Raw genomic sequence first — 19,866 nt, 5'->3', positions numbered from 1 at the left:
CGCGCCGGGAAGGTGGGCCGACGGCGGCGGGAGAATCCGGACCCGACGCGGGCGGGAAGACGTGGGCCGCCACGGCTGCAAACCGAGGAGACGATTCAGTGCGAACCGTGCAGGGACCCACCGACCACGTGGTGGTCGTCGGCGCCGGGCTCGGCGGCCTGGCGTGCGCGCTGCACCTGGCCGGCCAGGGCCGTCAGGTCACCGTCGTCGAGCGCGAACTGCTGCCGGGCGGACGCGCCGGCCGGCTCAGCGTCGACGGGTACTCCTTCGACACCGGCCCCACGGTGCTGACGATGCCGGAGCTGATCGACGAGGCACTGGGCGCGGTCGGTGAGAAGCTCACCGACTGGGTGGAGCTCGAACCGCTCGACCCGGCGTACCGGGCGTACTACCCGGACGGCTCCACCCTGGATGTGCTCACCGACCCGATGCGGATGGCCGCCGAGGTCTCCCGCGTCTGCGGTCCCCGCGAGGCCGACGGTTACCTGCGTTTCGTCGACTACGCCCGCCACCTCTGGCAGCTGGAGCGCAACGACTTCATCGACCGCAACCTCGACGCCCCCACCGATCTACTCACCGCCAACCTGGTACGCCTGATCGCCGCCGGCGGCCTGCGCCGTCTGCAGACCAAGATCGACCAGTTCTTCCGCGACCCGCGTACCCGGCGGATCTTCTCCTTCCAGGCCATGTACGCCGGGATGGCCCCGCACGACGCGCTCGCCATCTACACCGTGATCTCGTACCTCGACTCGGTCGCCGGGGTCTACTTCCCGCGCGGCGGCATCCACGCCGTCTCCCGTGCGCTGGCCGACGCCGCCGAAAAGCACGGCGTGCAGTTCCGGTACGGCACCACGGTGGAGCAGGTCGAGACCGCGTACGGCCGGGCCACCGGGGTGATCACCACCGAGGGGGAGCGGATCGGCGCGGACGTGGTGGTCCTCAACCCGGACCTGCCCGTGGCCTACCGGGATCTGCTGCCGCCGACCCGGCAGCGCAAGCTGCGCTACTCCCCCTCCTGCGTGGTGCTGCACATCGGCTCGAAGCAGGGCTATCAGCAGATCGCCCACCACAACATCCACTTCGGCCGCGCCTGGAAGGGCACCTTCGACGAGGTGATCCGCCGCGGCGAGCTGATGAGCGACCCGTCGCTGCTGGTCTGCAACCCCAGCCGCAGCGACGCCACCGTCGCCCCGGACGGCCGCCACACCTACTATGTCCTCGCCCCCACCCCGAACCTGGAACGAGCTGCCCTGGACTGGCGCGGTGACCTGGCCCGCACGTACGCCGACGACCTGATGCGCACCCTTGAGCAGCGCGGCTACGTCGGGTTCGCCGACGGTGTGGAGGTGTCGCGGATCGTGACCCCGGCGGACTGGGCCGACCAGGGCATGGCCGCCGGCACGCCCTTCGCCGCCGCCCACAACCTCTTCCAGACGGGCCCGTTCCGCCCGGCTAACCTGCATCGAACCTTGTCCAATGTGGTGTTCACCGGATCCGGCACGCAGCCGGGGGTGGGAGTTCCGATGGTGCTGATCTCTGGAAAGCTGGCGGCGGCGCGGGTCACCGGGGGGCAGCGATGAGCGTTCGGGAGTCCCACCTCGTCGAGCTGGTCGACGTCACCGGCAACGCCGTGGGCGAGGCCAGCGTCGCCGACTCGCACCGCTCCCCCGGCCGGCTGCACCGCGCCTTCTCCGTGCTGCTGGTCGCCCCGGACGGCCGGATCCTGCTCCAGCAGCGGGCCGCCGTGAAGACCCGCTTCCCGCTGCGCTGGGCGAACGCCTGCTGCGGCCACCCGCTGCCCGGCCAGCCGCTCGCCGAGGCCGCCAACCTCCGGCTCGGCGAGGAGCTCGGCGTGGCGCCGCTGGAGCTCACTGAGGTGGGCGTGCACCTCTACCAGGCTGCCGACCCGGACACCGGGCGCATCGAGCACGAGTACGACCACGTGCTGCGCGCCACCTACGCCCCGGACGCTCCGATCTCCCCGGACCCGACCGAGGTCGCCGACCTGCGCTGGATCGCCCCGGACGACCTGCTCACCGACCTGGAGCGGGAACCCCAGCGGTACGCGCCGTGGCTGGCGGGCGTGCTCGACCGGCTGCTGCACCCCACCACCGGTCTCCCCGCACAGGCACCGGAGCGGCCGGTTGGACGATGACGAACTGAGCGCCGGGGCCGTGGCGCGCCGGCTGGGGGTGGCGGTCACCACCCTGCGCAGCTGGCACCAGCGCTACGGCCTCGGCCCCAGTCGACACGCGCCCGGACGGCACCGCCGCTACACCGGCGAGGACCTCGCCCGTCTGGAGGTGATGCGCCGCCTCACCGCCGACGGGCTCCCGCCGGCCGAGGCGGCCCGCTGGGCCCGGGAGGCCCCGCCGGCGCTCGCCGACGACCTGCTCGCCCCGACTCTTGTACGCCCGGAGGTGGTCCGCGACGGCGGCCGGCACACCCTGCCGGTCGGCGCCGCAGGCCCCTCGGGGCGGGGGCTGGCGCGAGCGGCGATGCGGATGGACTCGATGGCGATGGTCCGGCTCATCGGTGACGCGCTGGAGACCGACGGGGTCGTCGCCGCTTGGGAGGGGCTGCTCTGCCCCGTGCTGATCGCCATCGGCGAGCGGCACGCCGCCTCCGGGGTGCTGGTCGAGGTCGAGCACCTGCTCTCCCGCTGTGTCTCGGAGGCGCTCGCCGCCGCGACCCGGGCCGCCGCCCCCGACGGCGTGCCGCGCGTCCTGCTCGCCTGCGCCGAGGAGGAGCAGCACAGCCTGCCACTGGAGGCGCTCGCCGCCGCGCTCGCCGAGGCCGGGGCGCCCTGCCGGCTGCTCGGCGCCCGGGTGCCCCTCGTCGCCCTGGTCGACGCGGTGAACCGCACCGGGCCGGAGGTGGTGATGCTCTGGTCGCACGCGCCGTTCACGGCCGACCCGGCCCAGCTGCGCGCGGTCCTGGACGTGCCACGGCGTCCCGTGCTGCTGCTCGCCGCCGGCCCCGGCTGGGACGTCCCGGCGCTGCCCAGCGGCGTGCTCCACCCGGCCCGCCTGAGCCAGGCGCTCGCCATGATCGGCGACATCCTGGGCACAAGCCGCTGATCCGAGCGCGTTTTGCCTGGTAGAGGCCGTGCCGGAGCCCACCGGCGTACCGGTTTTGTGGGCTGGCCTTCGATCACGTATGCTTTCCAAGCCTCCGGCGGGGCCGGATGGGAGCAAGTCCGCACAGAGTTGCCACGTGCAAGTGAGCGAGACGCATGTGCAATGATTGCGGGGCCGCCCTCATCGTCTAGCGGCCTAGGACGCCGCCCTTTCAAGGCGGTAGCACGGGTTCGAATCCCGTTGGGGGCACGACCGGCGCAAGCCGGAAGCAGTACCGGCGCGAGTCGGAGCAAGAGCAAGGTCCTGTGGAGCAGTTGGAGTGCTCGCCGCCCTGTCAAGGCGGAGGTCGCGGGTTCAAGTCCCGTCAGGACCGCCAGCGCCGAGCGCCGCGCGTGATCCGCGCGGCGTTCTGCGTTCCAGGTTCGCCCCTCCTCGGTGACAACCTCGCCGAGCGGGTAACATGACCTGGGTAACACGGCCAGATAGCTCAGTTGGTACGAGCGTCCGACTGAAAATCGGAAGGTCGGCGGTTCGACCCCGCCTCTGGCCACATAGCCTTTCGCCGGGCTACAGCAACGCCGATCAGCGGAAACGCGGGTCGGCGCTTTGCTTTGTACCCGCTGGCTCGGCGGATCCGGTCTGCCCCTGGTTGACCCCGGAATGCCCCCATGTCCGCCCCCGCATCGCACGAAAGACCGCTGATCTGCCGTGGCGAGCCATCCAGACGGATCCGGCTGACCCCGCACCGACGGCGCCACTTTGCTCGGAGACCCTGATGCCTCCCCAGCTTTCGTACTCGTCGGTCCTCGAACCGTAGGTGCTCATGTGGACGGCCAAATCCATCCCCCGACCCCGACCTCCCACATCGGCAGTGAGCCCTCGTGATCACGCAGCGCGTCGTACTGATGCACGCTGAGTCCGCTGCCGGTATGGTCCGGACCATGGGACAGGAGAGCCGCAACATCCACACCCAGCAGATGTCGCCGTACGCAATCTCCACCTCCGTGCGGCTCCGGGTGCCGGCCGAGGAGGCGTTCGCCGCCTTCACCGACCGGCTCGGCGACTGGTGGGTCCGGGAGTACACCTGGTCCGGCCGTCAGCTGCTGGTCGCGCTCGGTGTCGAGCCCCGCGCCGACGGCATGTTCTACGAGATCGGGCCGCACGGGTTCCGAATGGACTGGGGGCGGGTGCTCGACTGGGAGCCGCCGTACCGGTTGCGCTTCACCTGGCAGATCGGCCCGGACCGCACGCCGGTGCCGGACCCGGGCCGGTCCAGCGAGGTCGAGGCGCACTTCCACCCGGTCCAGGGCCACACCGAGGTACGCGTCGAGCACCGGCACTTCGACCGGCACGGCGCCGCCGCCCAGGAGTACCGGGCCGCGCTGACCGCCGGCTGGGAGGAGCTGCTCAGCCGCTACGCCGAGGTCGCGACCCGCCCCACCACCCACCACGGCTGACCGCTCAGTCGGCGCGGTCGCGGCGATGATCGCCCAGGCCGACAGCGCCTCCTGTCGCGGCGGTCAGTCGGTGCGGTCCCGCAGGGTGGCGATCGTCGAACCGGCCAGGGTCAGCAGGCAGTCACTGAGCCGGCCGTCGGCCAGCGCCGCGGTGAAGAGCGCCTCGCCGGTGTCGGCATCGTGATTGGCGTACGCGCTGACGAACCGGGCCACCCAGCGGGTGTCGTACGCCGCCTCGTCGATGCCGGGGAACTCCAGCGCACAGGCACCCGGCGGCGCCTCCTGCCCCACCATCGTCGCGGCCAGGCACCAGGCCACGTCGTACGCGCCGACCACTCCGGACCGGTCCACGACGGCGTCGAAGGTCCCGGCGACCGCATCGCCGTCGCCGCTCAACGCGCCCTGGAGCACCGCCATCGCGTCGTTCATGACCTGCTCAGGTGAGTCCGCCACACCGGCAGCGTAGGCGGGAGGGTCAACCTCGTCCCGCACGACGATTCCACCACGCTCCGTAATGGATCCCTGCTGCCTGCGCATTGATGCGCATCCCCGGCCCACATGAGCCCGTCGGCGCGCTAGTGTGCGCAACGGACCTTCGGGGAGGAAGGACGACCATGTTCACATCACGCGGCTTCCGCGGTGCCACAGCAGCCCTGTGCGCCGCGCTGTTGCTGACCGTCAGTGCCTGCGGTACGGATGAGACCGAATCGGACGAGCCGCAGCACATCCGGCTCTACGGCACAGACGGCAACATGCAGAACTCCTTCATATCGGCGTTCAAGGAGAAGGCCGGACTGCTCGACGGGATGAAGGGCACCACGCCCCTGACCCCACTCTCCGGGGAGTTCAAGAACCGGGTCCTGTCGATGGACTCGAAAGTCGCCGACTACCTCTACGCCGCCGAGTCGTACGACGCGGTCGCGATCAGCGCCCTCGCGGCGCAGCTGGCGGGGAGCACCGACCCGGACCGCATCGCCGAGCAGATAGTGGCGGCGACCAACGGGGGAACCCGCTGCGACTCGGTCGAGGAGTGCCTGGCCCTGGCCCGGCGCGGCACCGACATCGCCTACCGTGGGGTGTCGATGCAGCGGGCGGGCTTCACCGATGTCGGCGAGCCCTCGACCGCCAGCTACGCCACCCTGCACTTCGACAACGGCCGCATCAACGACGCCAAGAGCGAATTCGTCGGTGCCGGCAACGAGTCGGACGCCAGCAGCGCCCGGGCCCCCCGGCCCGCGAAGCAGGACGGGCTGAGCAAGGCCCAGACCGGCGCGCCGCTGAAGATCGGCGGGCTGCTGCCCAAGACCGGTGACCTCGCCATCGCGTACCCGCCGCTCGCCGCCGGCGCCACCCTGGCGATCAAGGAGATCAACGCCGCGGGTGGGGTGCTCGGCGAGAAGGTCGTCTGGGTCGACGGTGACGACGGCACGAGCGTTGCGGTCGCCAAGCAGACCGTCGCCAGCCACGTCGCGGCCGGCGTCCACGTGATCATCGGCGCGGGCGCGTCGAGCATCTCCCGCGAGGTGCTGCCGGACGTCATCGCGGCCGGGCTGATCCTCTTCTCGCCCGCCAACACCGATGCCGGGTTCACCTCGCTCGACGACAAGGGCCGCTACTTCCGCACCGCCCCCTCGGACTACCTGCAGGGACGGGCACTGGCCGACGTCCTCATCCGCGACGGCTCCGACAAGATCGCCATCGTGGCCCGCAACGACTCCTACGGCACCGGCCTGCAGGAGAACGTCCGCAGTGAACTGGAGAACGCCGGCATCGACCCGGCCCAGGTCAAGCTCCTCACCTACGAGGTGACCGAGGACGAGGCGACCATCAGCTTCGACGACCAGGCCCGGGAAATCACGCAGTTCGGCGCCGACGCCGTACTGATCATCGGCTTCGCCGAGTCCGCCGAGGTCATCCTGGCGCTCGACCGCCTGGGCGTGGCGCTCGGCAAGTGACGCCGAGGCCGCCACGCAACCGCGTGGCGGCTCAGCGCCGGTCGCGGCGGTCCAGGAAGCGGGTCATCCGCTCCCGCTTCTCCTCGTCTTCGAAGAGGACCGCCTGGGCGGCCAGGTCCAGCGCCGGGTGGGCCGCGGCGGGCGCGTCCACCGCGAGCTTGGTCAGCCGCAACGCCAGCGGCGATGCCTTCGCCATCTCGTCCAGCAGGCCGTGCGCGGTCGGCAGCAGCGCCGCCGGGTCCGCGACCACCTGGTTGACCAGGCCCACGCGCAGCGCCTCGGCGGCGTCCATCCGCCGTCCGGTGTAGAGCAGCTCCTTGGCCCGCGCCTCACCGATCAGCGCCGGCAGCCGGTGGGTCGCGCCGGCGCCGGCGATGATGCCGAGCCGGACCTCCGGCTGGCCGAAGACCGCCCGCTCGGTGCAGACGCGCAGATCGCAGGCGTACGACAGCTCTGCGCCGCCACCGAGCGCGGGCCCGTCGACGGCCGCCACGCTCGGCATCGGCAGCGCCCGGATCCGAGCGAAGATCCCCGCGTTGATCGCGGCCAGCGCGTCGAGGCGGTCGCGGTCGCGCAGCTGTGCGATGTCGGCTCCGGCGGCGAAGATGCCCTCGGCCCCGCCGGTGAGCAGCAGTAGCCGGGGGCGGGCTTCGAGTTCGGCGCAGAGCGCGTGCAGCGCGGCCACCAGGTCGGCGTCGATGGCGTTGCGCTTCTCCGGCCGGGCGAGCGTGGCAACGACCCGGTCCGGCAGCTCCTCGACCTGCAGTCCGCTCGTCGCGCTCACTGCCGCCGCCCGCCTTCCCAGCGGTAGAAGCCCTGGCCGGACTTCTTTCCGAGATGCCCGTCGGCCACCATCTGCTCCAGCAGCGGCGGCGGGGCGAAGCGCTCGCCGTACGCGGCCTGCAGGGTCCGGGCGATGTCCAGCCGGACGTCGAGCCCGACCAGGTCGGTCAGCTCCAGCGGGCCGACCGGGTGCCGGTAGCCGAGCACCATGGCCTTGTCGATGTCGGCGGGTGCGGCCACCCCGTCGGCGACCATCCGGATCGCCTCCAGCCCGAGGGTCACCCCGAGGCGGCTGGTGGCGAAGCCGGGCAGGTCCCGTACGACCACCGGGTCCTTGCCGAGGCGGGCGGCGAGCGCGAGGGCGCTGTCGGTGGTCGCGGGCGCGGTCGCCGCGCCGACGACGATCTCCAGCAGGGACATCGCCCAGACCGGGTTGAAGAAGTGCAGACCGATGAAGCGGTCACCGGCGGCGAGCCCGGCGGCCAGGTCGGCGATGGCGATGCTGGAGGTGTTGCTCGCCAGCAGCGCCGGCCGCAGCCCTTCGGCCCGTTCGAGCACCGTCCTCTTCAGATCGCGCTGCTCGGGCACCGCCTCGACCAGCACCGCCGGCTCGGGGTCGCACTGGTCGAGTCCGGCGCGCAGCGTCACCCGGTCGCGCTGGGCACGTCCCGCGTCGACGTCGAGCTTGCCGCGGCGTACGGCTTCGGCGCAGAGCTCGTCCAGACGTGTCCCGGCGGCCCGCGCCCGGTCCGGGTCGACCTCCACCAGGTCGACGGCGAAGCCCGCTCCGGCGGCCGTGTAGGCGATGCCGAGGCCCATCGTGCCGGCCCCGACGACAACGAATCGATCATCCATGGCGCCGACCCTAGCCCGTGCCGCCGCAGGCGGGCAGGGCGCCGTGAACCGGGTCGCCGTCCCGGTCGCCGTGATCGCCGCCGGGCCCTACGGTAGGCGGGTACGCCGCAGTGGCGGCGCGTGGAGAGGCGAGAGGCGACATCCCATGAGCGAGGCAACCCAGAACCCGGACGAGGTCGTCGAGACCAGGGGCGACGAGCACGTGGATCTGCTCCGGGCCGACACCACCGGCGACGGCCGTACCGACGTCTGGGTGGTGGACACCGACGGCGACGGCAAGCCCGACCTGTACCAGTTCGACACCGACGGTGACGGCAAAGTGGACATCACCATGGTGGACCGCGACGAGGACGGCACCCCGGACGAGGTTGTCGACGGCGACGGCGGGCACACGCCCAGCGACCTGCCGCCGACGACCACGGTCTGACGGATGGCGAGGGCCCTGTCACCGGCGTGTCGGCGACAGGGCCCGTATCCTGGCCTGGTGACCGACCTCGACCGTCTTGCGCCCGAGAAGTACATCTCACTCACCACCTACCGGCGTGACGGCCGGGCGGTGGCCACCCCCGTCTGGATGGTGCGCGACGGGGACGCGCTCGCGGTCTGGACCGCCGCCGACTCCGGAAAGGTGAAGCGGCTGCGCCGTAACACCCAGGTGACCGTGGCGCCCTGCGACGCCCGCGGCCGCACCCACGGCGCGGCGGTGCCGGGCCGGGCGCAGCTGCTGGACGCCGCCGGCACCGAGGAGGTCAAGGCGTTGCTGAAGCGCAAGTACGGCCTGCTGGGCCGACTGTCGCTGCTCGGCAGCAAACTGCGGCGCGGCTCCGCCGGCACGGTGGGCGTCAGGATCGAGCTGACCGGCGCCGACGAGCAGCCGGCTGACTGACCGGCAGGCAACTGCACTGCTGACGAAGACGATTCAGGGGGCGGTCCTCGCGACGGATGTCGCGGTGACCGCCCCCTGAACGAGGCTCGACCAGTTCGTCAGTCGCCCTGGCGCTGCTGGGGAATCTGCCCCTGCAGCAGGGCGCGAACCTCCGACTCGCGGTAGCGCCGGTGGCCGCCCAGAGTCCGGATCGCACTGAGCTTGCCCGCCTTCGCCCACCGGGTCACGGTCTTCGGGTCGACACGGAACATCGACGCCACCTCGGCCGGCGTGAGTAGCGGCTCTGGTTCGTGCGTTCGCGATGCCATCGGTCACTCCTCCACAGGTACCTAAAGACATCGGCCGGGGTCCCGCCGGCCGACGCGACTCCCATGGTCCGGCTAGTCCCCGATGTCCGACATGGCCCGAACGGCCGAAGGTCATTGGATGGACGGATGAACAATGCCCGAATTATCGCGCTTTTACGCCCAGAACTGGCGTTATTTGGACGACTTTACACGCTGGGTGACCACTCGCCCACGAACAATTTTTGCAGTTCCGGGCGGATTTGCCCTTCTCGGGTTCCCCATCAGGAAACGGTGTTTCAGTTCGCACGTTCCAGCAACTGGACCGCGCGCCACCGGCTGACGAGCCGCTCGTAAGCCCCGGTGGCGACATCCGGGTCCCCGTCGGAGAGCCCCGCCAGCGCCTCACCGACCAGCTGCACCGAGTCGTCGTCGCGCAACCGCTCGTCGTCGAGCAGCGCCACCACACCGCCGTAGTCGAGCTCCACCACCGACCGCGGGTGGAACTCCTCCAGCCAGCGCGCCGCCTCCTCGACCACCTCGGTGATCGGCGCGTCGCCGACGGACTTGCGCAGCACCGACAGCGCCCGCGACCCCCGCCGCCGGGCCTTGGAGATCTCGGTGCGGTAGCGCAGCGCCCGGCGCCCGGGATGCAGCTGCAGGTCCCGCTCGCCGATGTCGAAGAAGACGAACCAGCGCAGCGGAACACCCCAGGTGGCGACCTGCTCGTGCACCCGCGGCACGCCCTGCTCCAGCACCCGGGCACCGCTGCGCCAGTCGTCGACCACCACCTTGGCCTGGCCGGCGAGCACCGGCGGCACGAACGCGTCGGCGAGCACCGGCGGCACGCCCTCGCGCGCGTTCAACGCGGCCTCGGCGACCCGCACCCGCAGGTTCCAGGGACAGACAAGAAGAGTGTCGTCGGTTTCCAGGACATACGCGTCCTCGGGCGGGTCGGGCAGCCGGGTCCAGCCCGCGCCGAGCGCCTCGATCACCGCGGTCCGCTGCCGGCCCGGCCCTTCGGCAGGCGCCACCGCCCGCCCCTGTTCGACGTACCGGCGCCAGTACTGCTGCCGGTCACGATCGAAGGCGGTCAACGGCTCGTACACCCGCAGGTATGAAGCGAAGAGCGGCGGCACCGGGTGATCCTCCCACGAAACGGAATCCGGCCGCCCGCAGCGCCGCTGATCAGATCGAATACCGACACACGCGGACCCCGGCGGGGTCGCCACCGATACTAGGCTCGGACTCAGCCGGCAACACCCCGCCGGTTTCGTCCGTCAGGTCCCGCGCACCCACAAGGGCGCACCCCCGACCCCCAGGAGCACGTCATGGGCGTATTCGCCACCCCCGACGACCCGGCCACCGCCGGGCACGAGCAGGTTGTCTTCTGCCAGGACCGGCGCAGCGGCCTCAAGGCAGTCATCGCCATCTACTCCACCGCGCTCGGTCCCGCCCTCGGCGGCACCCGCTTCTACCCGTACGCGACCGAGGCCGAGGCCCTCGCGGACGTGCTGGACCTCTCCCGCGGCATGGCGTACAAGAACGCCATGGCCGGCCTGGACCTCGGCGGCGGCAAGGCCGTCATCTGGGGCGACCCCGAGCAGGACAAGAGCGAGGCGCTGCTGCGCGCCTACGGCCGCTTCGTCGAGACGCTCGGCGGGCGCTACTACACCGCCTGCGACGTCGGCACGTACGTGCCGGACATGGACCTGGTCGGCCGCGAGACCCGGTACGTCACCGGCCGCAGCGTCGAGTACGGCGGTGCGGGCGACTCGTCGATCCTGACCGCCTGGGGTGTCTTCCAGGGGATGCGGGCCGCCGCCGAGCACGCCTGGGGCACACCGAGCCTGGCCGGCCGCCGCGTCGGCGTCGCCGGACTGGGCAAGGTCGGCCGCTACCTGGTCGCGCACCTGCTCGACGACGGCGCCTCGGTGGTGGCGACCGACGTCAGCGAGAAGGCGCTGGACTGGGCCCGGCGCAACCACCCCGAGATGGACCTGGTCGCGGACGTCACCGCGCTGATCACCTCCGACATCGACGTCTACGCCCCCTGCGCCCTCGGCGGCGCCCTCAACGACTCCACCGTGCCGGTGCTGCGCGCCAGGATCGTCGCGGGTGCGGCGAACAACCAGCTCGCCCACGCCGGCATCGGGAAGCTCCTCACCGAACGCGGCATCCTCTACGCGCCGGACTACGTGATCAACGCCGGCGGGGTCATCCAGGTCGCCGACGAGATCAAGGGCTTCAACTTCGACCGCGCCAAGCTGCAGGCGAGCGGGATCTTCGAGACCACCCGCCGGATCCTGCAGCGCGCCGAGGCCGAGGGGGTGCCCCCGGCGGCGGCCGCGGACCGGCTCGCGGAGCAGCGGATGGCGGAGGTCGGGCGGCTGCGCACCATCCGGGTCGGCTGAACACGAGCCGGCTCCGGCGAGCGCGGGTCGGGTCGGGTCGGGTCGGGTCGGGTCGGGTCGGGTCGGGTCGGGTCGGCGGATTCTGTCCCGGTTCGAACTGTTCCGCGCCTTAGCACCGTTGATCGTGGGTTATCGGTAGAGTGTCGTCGGGGAGCCTTTCCGCCGCTCCTCGCGTCGCCAAGATGCGTTACGGCCAGCCCGGAGCAGCGCTCCTTACCGGGTAGACTCGGTGCCGGCCGGACCACTGCGACGCGGGGGGCCGGTCGGCGGTAACCCGAGGTGCCGAAGGTGGGCCCTCCCATGTACCGTAAGAGCCACGAGAGATGCCTGACGTCATCGGGGCCCGCCTTCGGGCTGCCCCGAATTCTGTGCGAGGGGGTCGAGCCATGGGGCGCGGCCGTGCTAAGGCCAAGCAGACAAAGGTGGCCCGGGAGCTGAAATACCAGACCCCGAACACCGACCTCGCCGCCTTGCAGCGAGAACTCGGCGGCAGCGGCAAGTCTGACCACGACTTCGTCGACGACTACAAAGATTACGTAGACGACGACGACGAGGATCACGACGCGGACGACGAGCCGAAATCCTGGCCGTCTCCGGCACGTTGACCCTTCGGCTTCTGCGAGCACGCGGTAAGGACCGCGTGCTCGCAGCATGTCCGATCAGGGGATGACCTGACGACAATGATCAGGGACCCGGAGTTGCCGGCGAAACTGCCGGTCGCTCCGGGTCCCTGATCATTTACAGCTACCGCGGACGGTTGTTCCAGTTGTAGAACGTCGGAATGTTCTCGAAGTGGTTCCAGGCGCAGACCGCGCCGGTCTCCTCACCGCCGGCCACCTCCGCCCGGAGCCGGCGGGCGACTTCGGCCTCGCCGAGCAGCGCCGTCAGTCCGGCGCCGGCACTGCGTACCCGCTCCTCGACCGTGCCCGGGGCGTACGCCTCAACGGGCCCCGTCGTGATCACACTGATGCTCTCGGGCATGCTCCAACACTCCCTCCAGTAGGTGGATCTTGCTGTTGCGGCAGTGATTGGTCTCCGTGCCGTCGAAGCGCCCGTGCTCGAAGTACCGGTTGGCGGCGTGCCCGCCCCCGCAGAAGCCGAAGTAGCCACAACCAGAGCGGCAGGCCTCCACCCCGCCGAGGAACTCCCGTACCCAGCCGGTGCCGGCCGCACCGTCGAGGATCTCCGCCAACGGCGACCGCAGCACATTGCCACTGCTGAAATCCCCGTGCCGGGGATCGTCGAAGCCCGCCAGCTCGGGTGAGAGGACCACGACCGAACCGTCGTAACCGATGGTGGGGATCGGATCCAGCCGCCGCGGCAGCAACTCGCCGGCGGTGCCGTCGAGCACCGCCGCCGCGTACCGCATCGACCATTCGATTTCGCGCAGGTGGATCCGGGGATCACGACGCCACGCGCCCACCAGCTCCGCCCAGAAGCCACGCACCGACTCGGCGGAGTGCCCGTTGTCGCGGGTGTTCGTCCCCTCCATCTCCTCGATGTTGATGCCGAGCACCTCACAACCGAGGTCGAGGAAGTAGTCGTACAGCTCGGTGGCGAGCCCCGGTTCGGGGCGGCCGACCACCGCCAGCGCCGAGAAGGGCAGGCCGTGCCGGCGCAGGGCGTCCACCCCGCGCCGGATCTTGTCGTACGCCGGGCGCCCGGCCCGGTCGACCCGGTCGGTGTTGCGCTCGCGGGGGCCGTCGACGCTGATGCTCACCCGCATCGAGTGCGCCACGAAGAACTCGCACCACTCGTCGTCGATCAGCGTCGCGTTGGTCTGTACGTGGTGCTCCACCTCGGGCCCGAAGGGCGCCAGCAGCTCGCCCAGATGCTTCCGGCCGGCCGCCAGCGGCTCCCCGCCGTGCCAGACGACCGAGAAGCGGCCACGCCGGGCCCACGGGTTGACCGAGGTGGCCACCGCCTGCGCCACCGCCACCGGCATCCGGCGGTCCTGCGCACGCAGCGGCAGGTAGCAGTAACCACAGTCCATGTTGCAGAGCGTGGTTGGCTGCATCACGACGTACGAGGGGACGGTGGACAGCCCGTTCATCCCGGCGGCCCGCTGTGCGGGAATACCCACCCAGCCCTCCTTCCCGCCAGCGGCGAAAGTGTCCCTTCAGGCTAGGCGGGGACGACCGTCCGGGTGAACCCCTGATCAGGTGTTCTACCGATCAACGCAGAGTAATCAGCCCCGGGTGTGCTGGCCGACCATCTGCACGTTGCCGGAGCCCTCGATGATCTCGCCGGCCTGCCACGCCTCGACACCGGAGCCGGTCAGGCAGGCCAGCGCGCGGTCGGCGTCCTCGGCCGAGACGATGGCGAACATGCCGACACCCATGTTGAATGTCGACTCCATCTCGGCGTCCTCGATGCGCCCCTTGGCCTGGATCAGGTCGAAGACCGGCTGCGGCTTCCAGGTGGCGCGGTTGACGATGGCGTCGACGTTCTCCGGCAGGATGCGGACCAGGTTGCCGGGGATGCCGCCGCCGGTGACGTGGGCCAGCGCCCGCACCTCCGCCTCGGCGATCAGCTTCAGGCAGTCCTTGGCGTAGATCCGGGTCGGGGTGAGCAGTTCCTCGCCGAGGGTGCGCTGCCGGCCGAAGTCCTCGATGACGGTGTCCAGCCGCATCCGGGCAACGCCCAGCAGCACGTGACGCACCAGCGAGTAGCCGTTGGAGTGCAGGCCGGAGGACTTCATCGCGATGACGACGTCGCCGACCTCGACCCGCTCGCGGCTGAGGATGTCGCTCTCCTCGACCACGCCGACGCCGGTGGCGGAGATGTCGTACTCGTCGGGGCGCAGCACACCGGGGTGCTCGGCGGTCTCGCCGCCGAGCAGGGCGCAGCCGGCGTAGCGGCAGCCGTCGGCGATCCCGGCGCCGATCTCGGCGACCTTGTCCGGCACGACCTCGCCGGTGGCGATGTAGTCCAGCAGGAAGAGCGGCTCGGCGCCGCAGGCGACCAGGTCGTCGACGACCATCGCGACCAGGTCGATACCGACGGTGTCGTGGATGTCGAGCTGCTGGGCGATGACCAGCTTGGTGCCGACGCCGTCGGTGGAGGAGGCGAGGATCGGGTTGCGGTACTTCTTGGTGTCCAGCCGGAAGAGGCCGGCGAAACCGCCCAGGTCACCCAGCACCTCGGGTCGCCGGGTCTGGCGCACCTTCGACTTCAGCAGCTCGACCGCCCGGTCGCCCGCCTCGATCGAGACACCGGCGTCCGCGTACGACGCGGAGCGCTTGCGGGTGCCACGGCCGGCGCCGCCGGTCCACGGCTGCCGGTCGCCACCGGCCGGACCATCGGCGGGACCGCTCGCTGCCCCATTGCGCTCAGTCACGTGCGTCACGGTAATCCCCTTGCTTGTCTCGGTACTCCGGTGCGGATCCCGCCGGTGGCATGAGACGGCGGTTGCCGTCCTGGCCCACATCGGATCGTGGTGCTACGGCCGGTTCGGTGTGGTGCTGACGCCCAGGCTGGCTGCGAGGGCCGCGGTGCTGACGGGCTCCGCGGGTTTACCGGCGCCGGGCTTGACAGCGACCCGGCGGCCCACCCCCTCGAGCACGTGCTTGCCGATCAGGTTCTCCGCCGGCAGGTCGATCGGGTACTCACCGTCGAAGCAGGCCCGGCAGAGCCGCGACTTCGGCTGCTCGGTCGCGGCGATCAGTCCGTCGACGGAGACGTACCCGAGGGTGTCGGCGCCGATCGACCGGCGGATGCCCTCGTTGTCGAGACCGTTGGCGAGCAACTCGGCGCGGGTGGCGAAGTCGATGCCGTAGAAGCAGGGCCAGTTGACCGGCGGGGAGGAGATGCGTACGTGCACCTCCAGCGCCCCGGCCTCGCGCAGCATCCGCACGATCGCCCGCTGGGTGTTGCCGCGCACGATCGAGTCGTCGACCACGACCAGCCGCTTGCCGCGCACGTTCTCGCGCAGCGGGTTGAGCTTGAGACGGATGCCGAGCTGGCGCAGGGTCTGCGACGGCTGGATGAAGGTCCGCCCGACGTACGGGTTCTTCATCAGCCCGGAGCCGTACGGGATGCCGGAGGCCTCGGCGTAGCCGATGGCGGCGGGGATGCCGGACTCCGGGACGCCGATGACCAGGTCCGCGTCGACAGGGTGTTCCTCGGCGAGGCGGCGGCCGATCTCGACCCGGGTGGCGTAGACGTTGCGGCCGGCGATGGTGGCGTCCGGGCGGGCGATGTAGACGTACTCGAAGATGCAGCCCTTGGGTTCGGGGGTGGCGAAGCGGAACGAGCGCAGCCCCTCCACGTCGATCGCCAGCAGCTCCCCGGGCTCGACCTCGCGCACCACGCTGGCGCCGACGATGTCCAGCGCGGCGGTCTCGCTGGCGACGACCCAGCCGCGCTCGAGCCGGCCGAGCACCAGCGGCCGTACGCCGTGCGGGTCCCGGGCGGCGTAGAGGGTGGTCTCGTCCATGAAGACGAAGCTGAACGCGCCCCGCAGCTTCGGCAGCACCTCCAGCGCGGCGGCCTCGACGGAGAGGTCCGGGTGGCTGGCCAGCAGCATCGTCACCAGGGCGGTGTCACTGGTGGCGCCGTCGGAGTCGAGCGAGGTGCCGGCGAGTTCCCGGGTCAGCTCGGCGGTGTTGACGAGGTTGCCGTTGTGCGCGAGCGCGATGGTGGTGCCGGAGCTGCTGGAGCGGATGGTGGGCTGGGCGTTCTCCCAGGTCGAGCCGCCGGTGGTCGAATACCGGGTGTGGCCGATGGCGACCTGTCCGCGCAGGCTGGCCAGGGTCGGCTCGTCGAAGACCTGGGCGACCAGGCCGACGTCCTTGTAGACCACCACCCCGGAGCCGTCGCTCACTGCCATTCCGGCGGCTTCCTGGCCGCGGTGCTGCAGGGCGTAGAGACCGAAGTAGGTGAGCTTGGCTACTTCCTCTTTCGGGGCCCACACCCCGAAGACGCCGCATGCGTCCTGGGGGCCGGGCTGCTCCGAATCGAGGTTGTGATTCAGCCGGCCGTCGCCTCGGGGCACCTGTTGCTCCCTCAATGCTGTCTCTGGACCGCTTGACGAGGTCAGATCGCGTCCGTCGGCACGCCGGGGACGCTGCTTGTTTCGTCAGTGTACGCGACCTTCGACCAGCACGGATAGTAGCTTATCTATCGCTGTGCGTAGTGGAAGTTGCCCCTGAGTCCGGCCACACCGGCAGCAATTCGCCCAGATCCGCCCGGATTCCGCTCGTACGTACCAGCCCGTCAGCAACAGCCTGCCCCCATTCGAGGCGGCCGGTCGCCAGCCGCAACCAGGTCACCGGCTCGGTCTCCACGACATTCGGCGGGGTCCCCCGGGTGTGCCGCGGCCCGGCGAGGCACTGAACTGCACCGTAAGGTGGGACCCGCACCTCCACCGATCGGCCGGGCGCCGCCTGCGAAAGCGCAGCCAGCAGCGTCCGAACGGCGTCCCGCAGCTGCGTCCGGTCCGGGCTGCGTCCCGCGTCGAGCGCCGCAACCGCTACGGCCACCGCCGCCCCGTCGTTACCGGTAGTGGACATGCCCGGACAATACGACTCGTGACCGCCTTCTCCAGCGGCGGCCCTGGGTCGCGCCGGACCCGGTCGGCAAGGCATAGTTGCCCGCGGTGTATTCGACATACGGACTTGATCTCCGACCGCCGTCCGGCAGGTCGGGGAGGTCGGACCGGAAGGCGGTGGACGTGTCAACACACCGATCCTGGAAGCAGCGGGCCGGTGTGGTGGCGGCCCTGATCGCCGGCGCGCTCCTCGCCGCTCCCGCAACGCCCGCCCTCGCCGCCGAGCCCACCGTCAACATCACCGGGCCGACCACGGTCACCTCCGGCGGCAAGGTCCAGCTGACCTATTCCGTCACCGCACCAGCAGACGACCAGGACCCGCCGGGCCAGGTGCCCGTGCCGATGCCCGTGCCGCGTGTGAACGTCGACATCGGCGTCAACGTGCCATCCGGCTGGTCCTGCTCCGGCGCTTGCGGGCAGCCGGAGGAGCTCACGCCCGGTGAACCCAAGTCCTTCTCCGTCACCCTGACCGCCCCCTCCGTCGGCAGCGGGAAGACCGCCCGCGGCGATATCCGCATCACCGCGAATGGCGGGAGCGCCACTCACCGGATCACCGTCAAGGGCCCCGAGGTGCAGACCGTCGGCGGGATCGCCGGCAAGGTCACCGACATCGCCACCGGCGCGGGTGTACCCGGCGCCATGGTCATGCTGCTGGACTCGGCCGGCAACAACTACGAGACCGGGACCAACGACAGCGGCAACTTCAGCTTCCGCGGCTCCCGCTCGAACCCGATCGCGCCGGGCCCGATCGAGATCGGAGCCAGCCACGACGGGAAGACCAAGTCGACCACCATCAACGGCGCCAACGGCCAGAACGTCACCGGCGTGATCCTGGCGATGCAGGTCGCCCCCTCCCCCTCGCCCACTCCGTCGGCCAGCCCCACGCCGGCCACGGACGACGAGGAGGAGGAGTTCAGCGCCGAGCCGACCCAGGCGGTTCCCACCAACGACCAGGCGGCGGCCGAGAGCAGTGGCGGCGGCTTCTCGCTCGGGATGATTGTCGTCGGCGGTCTCTTCGTGGCGCTCGGCGTCGGCACCATCGTGCTGCTGCTGATGCGACGCAAGAACGGCGAGGACGACGCGGACGAGGACGACGACCCGAAGAACGGCGGCGCCGGTGGCGGCGCAGCGGCGGTGCCGGGTTCCCGTGGCGCGTACAACGGGCTCGACGACAAGACCCGCATCGTCCGGCCTGCCCCGGTGGCGGACGCGACGATGGTGGGCGGCACCTCCCTGGCGGACGCGCCGACGATGATGCACAGCCGGCCGCTGGTCGAGGACGAGTTCCCCGACCCGTACGGCGCCCCGCTGCCGCCCGTGCAGCACCAGGGCTACGGCCAGCAGGCCCGCGGCGCCTGGGGCGAAGAGGAGTACGGCAGCGGTCCCGCCTCGGGCAGCGGCTACAGCAGCACCCCGGCCTCGGGCGCGGGGTACGGCGACTCACCCGCCTCGGGCGGGGGCTACAGCTCCCCGGCCCCGGGTGGTTACGGCGACCGGGGCGATGAACCGACCGGCCGCTACGGCCCCAACACCGAGATCTACGGCCCGGCCGCCGACCCGTACGCCACTGGTCTGCAGGAACCGGCCGGCCAGTCCGGCCGGGGCTACGGCCAGGAGCCGGGCGGCTACGGCCGGCCCACCGCCAGCCCCGAGCCGGAGCCCGGCTACGACAACCCGGAGCCCGGGTACGGCCGCGGCGGCTACGGCGCGGAGAAGGATTACGGCAGCCCGGCGGGCGGCGCGTACGGCACCGGCCAGGGCGGCGCGTACGGCAGCACCACGCCGCAGGGCGGATACGGCGAGCGCGGCGGCTACGGCGAGGCGGAGAGCGGCGGCTACGGCAGCCCGCAGCGCGGGTACGGCGACGACTACGGCAGCCCGGCACCCCAACCCGGCGGCTACGACCCCGCACCCCAGCCCGGCGGCTACGACCCGGCACCGTCGGCCGGCGGCTACGACCCCGCGCCTGCGGCCGGGTACGACACGGCGGCGCCTTCGCGCGGCTACGGCGAACCCGTCGGCTATGAGCAGCGGGCCGAGGGCTACGGCAGCCCGGCCGGCTACGACCAGCGCGGCGGCTACAGCGAACCGACGGGATACGACCCCCGCGGCGGCTACGACCCCGCAGCGCCGCAACGCGGCTACGGCGAACCGACCGGCTACGACCCGGCACCGCCCGCGCGCGGCTACGGCGAACCCGCCGGCTACGGCCCGCGCGGCTACGACCCCGCGCCGCCGCAGGGCGGCTACGACCCCGTACCACCGCAGGGCGGCTACGACCCCGTACCGCCGCAGGGTGGTTACGGAGAGACCGGCGCACCGCAGCGGCCCGGTGGGTACGACGAGCCGGGCTACTACGGCAGCGCCCCGCAGGGTGAGCGGGCCCGCCCCGACGTTCCGGGGCAGCCGCAGGACCGGTCGCGCCGGTCGCTGGACTGGCTCGACGACTGAGCCGGACGCCGGCCCGCAGAACGCCCGGCACGAAACGTGGAAGCGGCCCGACCCCCCCCCGGGCGGGCCGCGTCCCCCACCCGGGGGTGGCGGGCGCCGCGGGGGACGGGGAAAGCGCCGGTTAGCAGCAGTGGCGCAGGGCGCCAGACC

The 19,866-nt window shown here is 71.6% G+C and carries 20 protein-coding genes and 3 tRNA genes; 13 read left to right on the top strand and 10 right to left on the bottom strand.

Annotated features, from left to right (window positions below; all coding sequences use genetic code 11):
• Nucleotides 1–98 precede the first annotated feature (98 nt).
• From crtI to ACK8GG_RS00895, 7 genes are all read left to right on the top strand, one after another.
• Nucleotides 99–1,580 carry a phytoene desaturase family protein gene (gene crtI / locus ACK8GG_RS00925; RefSeq protein WP_440355288.1) on the top strand — a complete coding sequence of 494 codons (1,482 nt, stop codon included), beginning with the start codon at nt 99–101 and terminating at the stop codon, nt 1,578–1,580.
• Nucleotides 1,577–2,155, top strand: a complete 579-nt coding sequence (gene idi / locus ACK8GG_RS00920; RefSeq protein WP_440352189.1) for an isopentenyl-diphosphate Delta-isomerase — start codon at nt 1,577–1,579, stop codon at nt 2,153–2,155. Before crtI ends, idi begins: the two co-directional genes overlap by 4 nt.
• A complete protein-coding gene (locus ACK8GG_RS00915) occupies nt 2,145–3,080 on the top strand; it encodes a MerR family transcriptional regulator (RefSeq protein ID WP_440355287.1) in 936 nt (311 codons plus the stop codon). The genes idi and ACK8GG_RS00915 overlap by 11 nt, the downstream gene beginning before the upstream one ends.
• A gap of 176 nt (nt 3,081–3,256) precedes the next feature.
• A tRNA-Glu gene (locus ACK8GG_RS00910) sits at nt 3,257–3,329 on the top strand.
• A gap of 50 nt (nt 3,330–3,379) precedes the next feature.
• A tRNA-Asp gene (locus ACK8GG_RS00905) sits at nt 3,380–3,456 on the top strand.
• Nucleotides 3,457–3,556: 100 nt separating this feature from the next.
• Nucleotides 3,557–3,630: transfer RNA gene (locus ACK8GG_RS00900), tRNA-Phe, on the top strand.
• Nucleotides 3,631–4,021: 391 nt separating this feature from the next.
• The gene (locus ACK8GG_RS00895) at nt 4,022–4,537 is read left to right on the top strand and encodes an SRPBCC family protein (protein ID WP_440355286.1); all 516 of its coding nucleotides are present in this window, start codon (nt 4,022–4,024) and stop codon (nt 4,535–4,537) included.
• A gap of 63 nt (nt 4,538–4,600) precedes the next feature.
• Here ACK8GG_RS00895 and ACK8GG_RS00890 read toward each other — a convergent pair whose 3' ends face one another.
• The gene (locus ACK8GG_RS00890) at nt 4,601–4,966 is read right to left on the bottom strand and encodes a hypothetical protein (RefSeq protein ID WP_440355670.1); all 366 of its coding nucleotides are present in this window, start codon (nt 4,964–4,966) and stop codon (nt 4,601–4,603) included.
• Between the two features lie 185 nt (nt 4,967–5,151).
• Here ACK8GG_RS00890 and ACK8GG_RS00885 point away from each other — a divergent pair, with 185 nt between their 5' ends.
• Nucleotides 5,152–6,492, top strand: coding sequence for an ABC transporter substrate-binding protein (locus ACK8GG_RS00885; RefSeq protein ID WP_440351476.1), 1,341 nt, complete (start codon nt 5,152–5,154; stop codon nt 6,490–6,492).
• A gap of 31 nt (nt 6,493–6,523) precedes the next feature.
• Here ACK8GG_RS00885 and ACK8GG_RS00880 read toward each other — a convergent pair whose 3' ends face one another.
• Both ACK8GG_RS00880 and ACK8GG_RS00875 read right to left on the bottom strand, forming a co-directional pair.
• Entirely contained in the window at nt 6,524–7,276 is a 753-nt protein-coding gene (locus tag ACK8GG_RS00880) for an enoyl-CoA hydratase/isomerase family protein (protein WP_440354471.1), read from the bottom strand.
• Nucleotides 7,273–8,130 (bottom strand): 3-hydroxyacyl-CoA dehydrogenase family protein, encoded by an 858-nt coding sequence (locus ACK8GG_RS00875; RefSeq protein WP_440351474.1) that lies wholly within the window; start codon nt 8,128–8,130, stop codon nt 7,273–7,275. Before ACK8GG_RS00875 ends, ACK8GG_RS00880 begins: the two co-directional genes overlap by 4 nt.
• A gap of 145 nt (nt 8,131–8,275) precedes the next feature.
• Between ACK8GG_RS00875 and ACK8GG_RS00870 the strand changes: the two genes are divergently transcribed.
• Nucleotides 8,276–8,557, top strand: a complete 282-nt coding sequence (locus tag ACK8GG_RS00870; RefSeq protein WP_440351473.1) for a hypothetical protein — start codon at nt 8,276–8,278, stop codon at nt 8,555–8,557.
• Nucleotides 8,558–8,614: 57 nt separating this feature from the next.
• Entirely contained in the window at nt 8,615–9,016 is a 402-nt protein-coding gene (locus ACK8GG_RS00865) for a PPOX class F420-dependent oxidoreductase (protein ID WP_440351472.1), read from the top strand.
• A 98-nt stretch (nt 9,017–9,114) separates the two neighbouring features.
• Here the strand turns inward: ACK8GG_RS00865 and ACK8GG_RS00860 are convergent, their stop codons facing one another.
• Together ACK8GG_RS00860 and ACK8GG_RS00855 are read right to left on the bottom strand one after the other, a co-directional pair.
• Entirely contained in the window at nt 9,115–9,324 is a 210-nt protein-coding gene (locus tag ACK8GG_RS00860; RefSeq protein ID WP_007073996.1) for a BldC family transcriptional regulator, read from the bottom strand.
• 275 nt (nt 9,325–9,599) lie between these two features.
• Complete coding sequence (locus ACK8GG_RS00855) at nt 9,600–10,439, bottom strand: DUF8083 family protein (RefSeq protein ID WP_440351471.1); 840 nt, start codon at nt 10,437–10,439, stop codon at nt 9,600–9,602.
• Nucleotides 10,440–10,631: 192 nt separating this feature from the next.
• Between ACK8GG_RS00855 and ACK8GG_RS00850 the strand changes: the two genes are divergently transcribed.
• Complete coding sequence (locus ACK8GG_RS00850; RefSeq protein WP_440355285.1) at nt 10,632–11,714, top strand: Glu/Leu/Phe/Val family dehydrogenase; 1,083 nt, start codon at nt 10,632–10,634, stop codon at nt 11,712–11,714.
• A gap of 386 nt (nt 11,715–12,100) precedes the next feature.
• Nucleotides 12,101–12,319: a DUF3073 domain-containing protein gene (locus ACK8GG_RS00845; protein WP_440355284.1), complete on the top strand. Its 219-nt coding sequence runs from the start codon at nt 12,101–12,103 to the stop codon at nt 12,317–12,319.
• Between the two features lie 139 nt (nt 12,320–12,458).
• Here the strand turns inward: ACK8GG_RS00845 and amcA are convergent, their stop codons facing one another.
• From amcA to ACK8GG_RS00820, 5 genes are all read right to left on the bottom strand, one after another.
• Nucleotides 12,459–12,695 (bottom strand): multiple cyclophane-containing RiPP AmcA, encoded by a 237-nt coding sequence (amcA, locus tag ACK8GG_RS00840; protein ID WP_440355283.1) that lies wholly within the window; start codon nt 12,693–12,695, stop codon nt 12,459–12,461.
• On the bottom strand, nt 12,655–13,767 hold the full coding sequence (gene amcB / locus ACK8GG_RS00835; RefSeq protein ID WP_440354723.1) for a cyclophane-forming radical SAM peptide maturase AmcB: 1,113 nt from the start codon (nt 13,765–13,767) through the stop codon (nt 12,655–12,657). The genes amcA and amcB overlap by 41 nt, the downstream gene beginning before the upstream one ends.
• A 135-nt stretch (nt 13,768–13,902) precedes the next feature.
• Complete coding sequence (gene purM / locus ACK8GG_RS00830) at nt 13,903–15,063, bottom strand: phosphoribosylformylglycinamidine cyclo-ligase (protein WP_440351467.1); 1,161 nt, start codon at nt 15,061–15,063, stop codon at nt 13,903–13,905.
• Between the two features lie 93 nt (nt 15,064–15,156).
• Nucleotides 15,157–16,710 (bottom strand): amidophosphoribosyltransferase, encoded by a 1,554-nt coding sequence (gene purF / locus ACK8GG_RS00825; protein WP_440355282.1) that lies wholly within the window; start codon nt 16,708–16,710, stop codon nt 15,157–15,159.
• 121 nt (nt 16,711–16,831) lie between these two features.
• Nucleotides 16,832–17,227, bottom strand: coding sequence for a sterol carrier family protein (locus ACK8GG_RS00820; RefSeq protein ID WP_440355281.1), 396 nt, complete (start codon nt 17,225–17,227; stop codon nt 16,832–16,834).
• Nucleotides 17,228–17,388: 161 nt separating this feature from the next.
• Here ACK8GG_RS00820 and ACK8GG_RS00815 point away from each other — a divergent pair, with 161 nt between their 5' ends.
• A complete protein-coding gene (locus ACK8GG_RS00815; RefSeq protein WP_440355280.1) occupies nt 17,389–19,716 on the top strand; it encodes a carboxypeptidase regulatory-like domain-containing protein in 2,328 nt (775 codons plus the stop codon).
• Nucleotides 19,717–19,866 lie beyond the last annotated feature (150 nt).

It is taken from the genome of Melissospora conviva (assembly GCF_049523535.1).
Taxonomy (GTDB): domain Bacteria; phylum Actinomycetota; class Actinomycetes; order Mycobacteriales; family Micromonosporaceae; genus Melissospora; species Melissospora conviva.
Note: the sequence above shows the minus strand (reverse complement) of the source record. Positions and strands in the feature narration are given on the sequence as shown.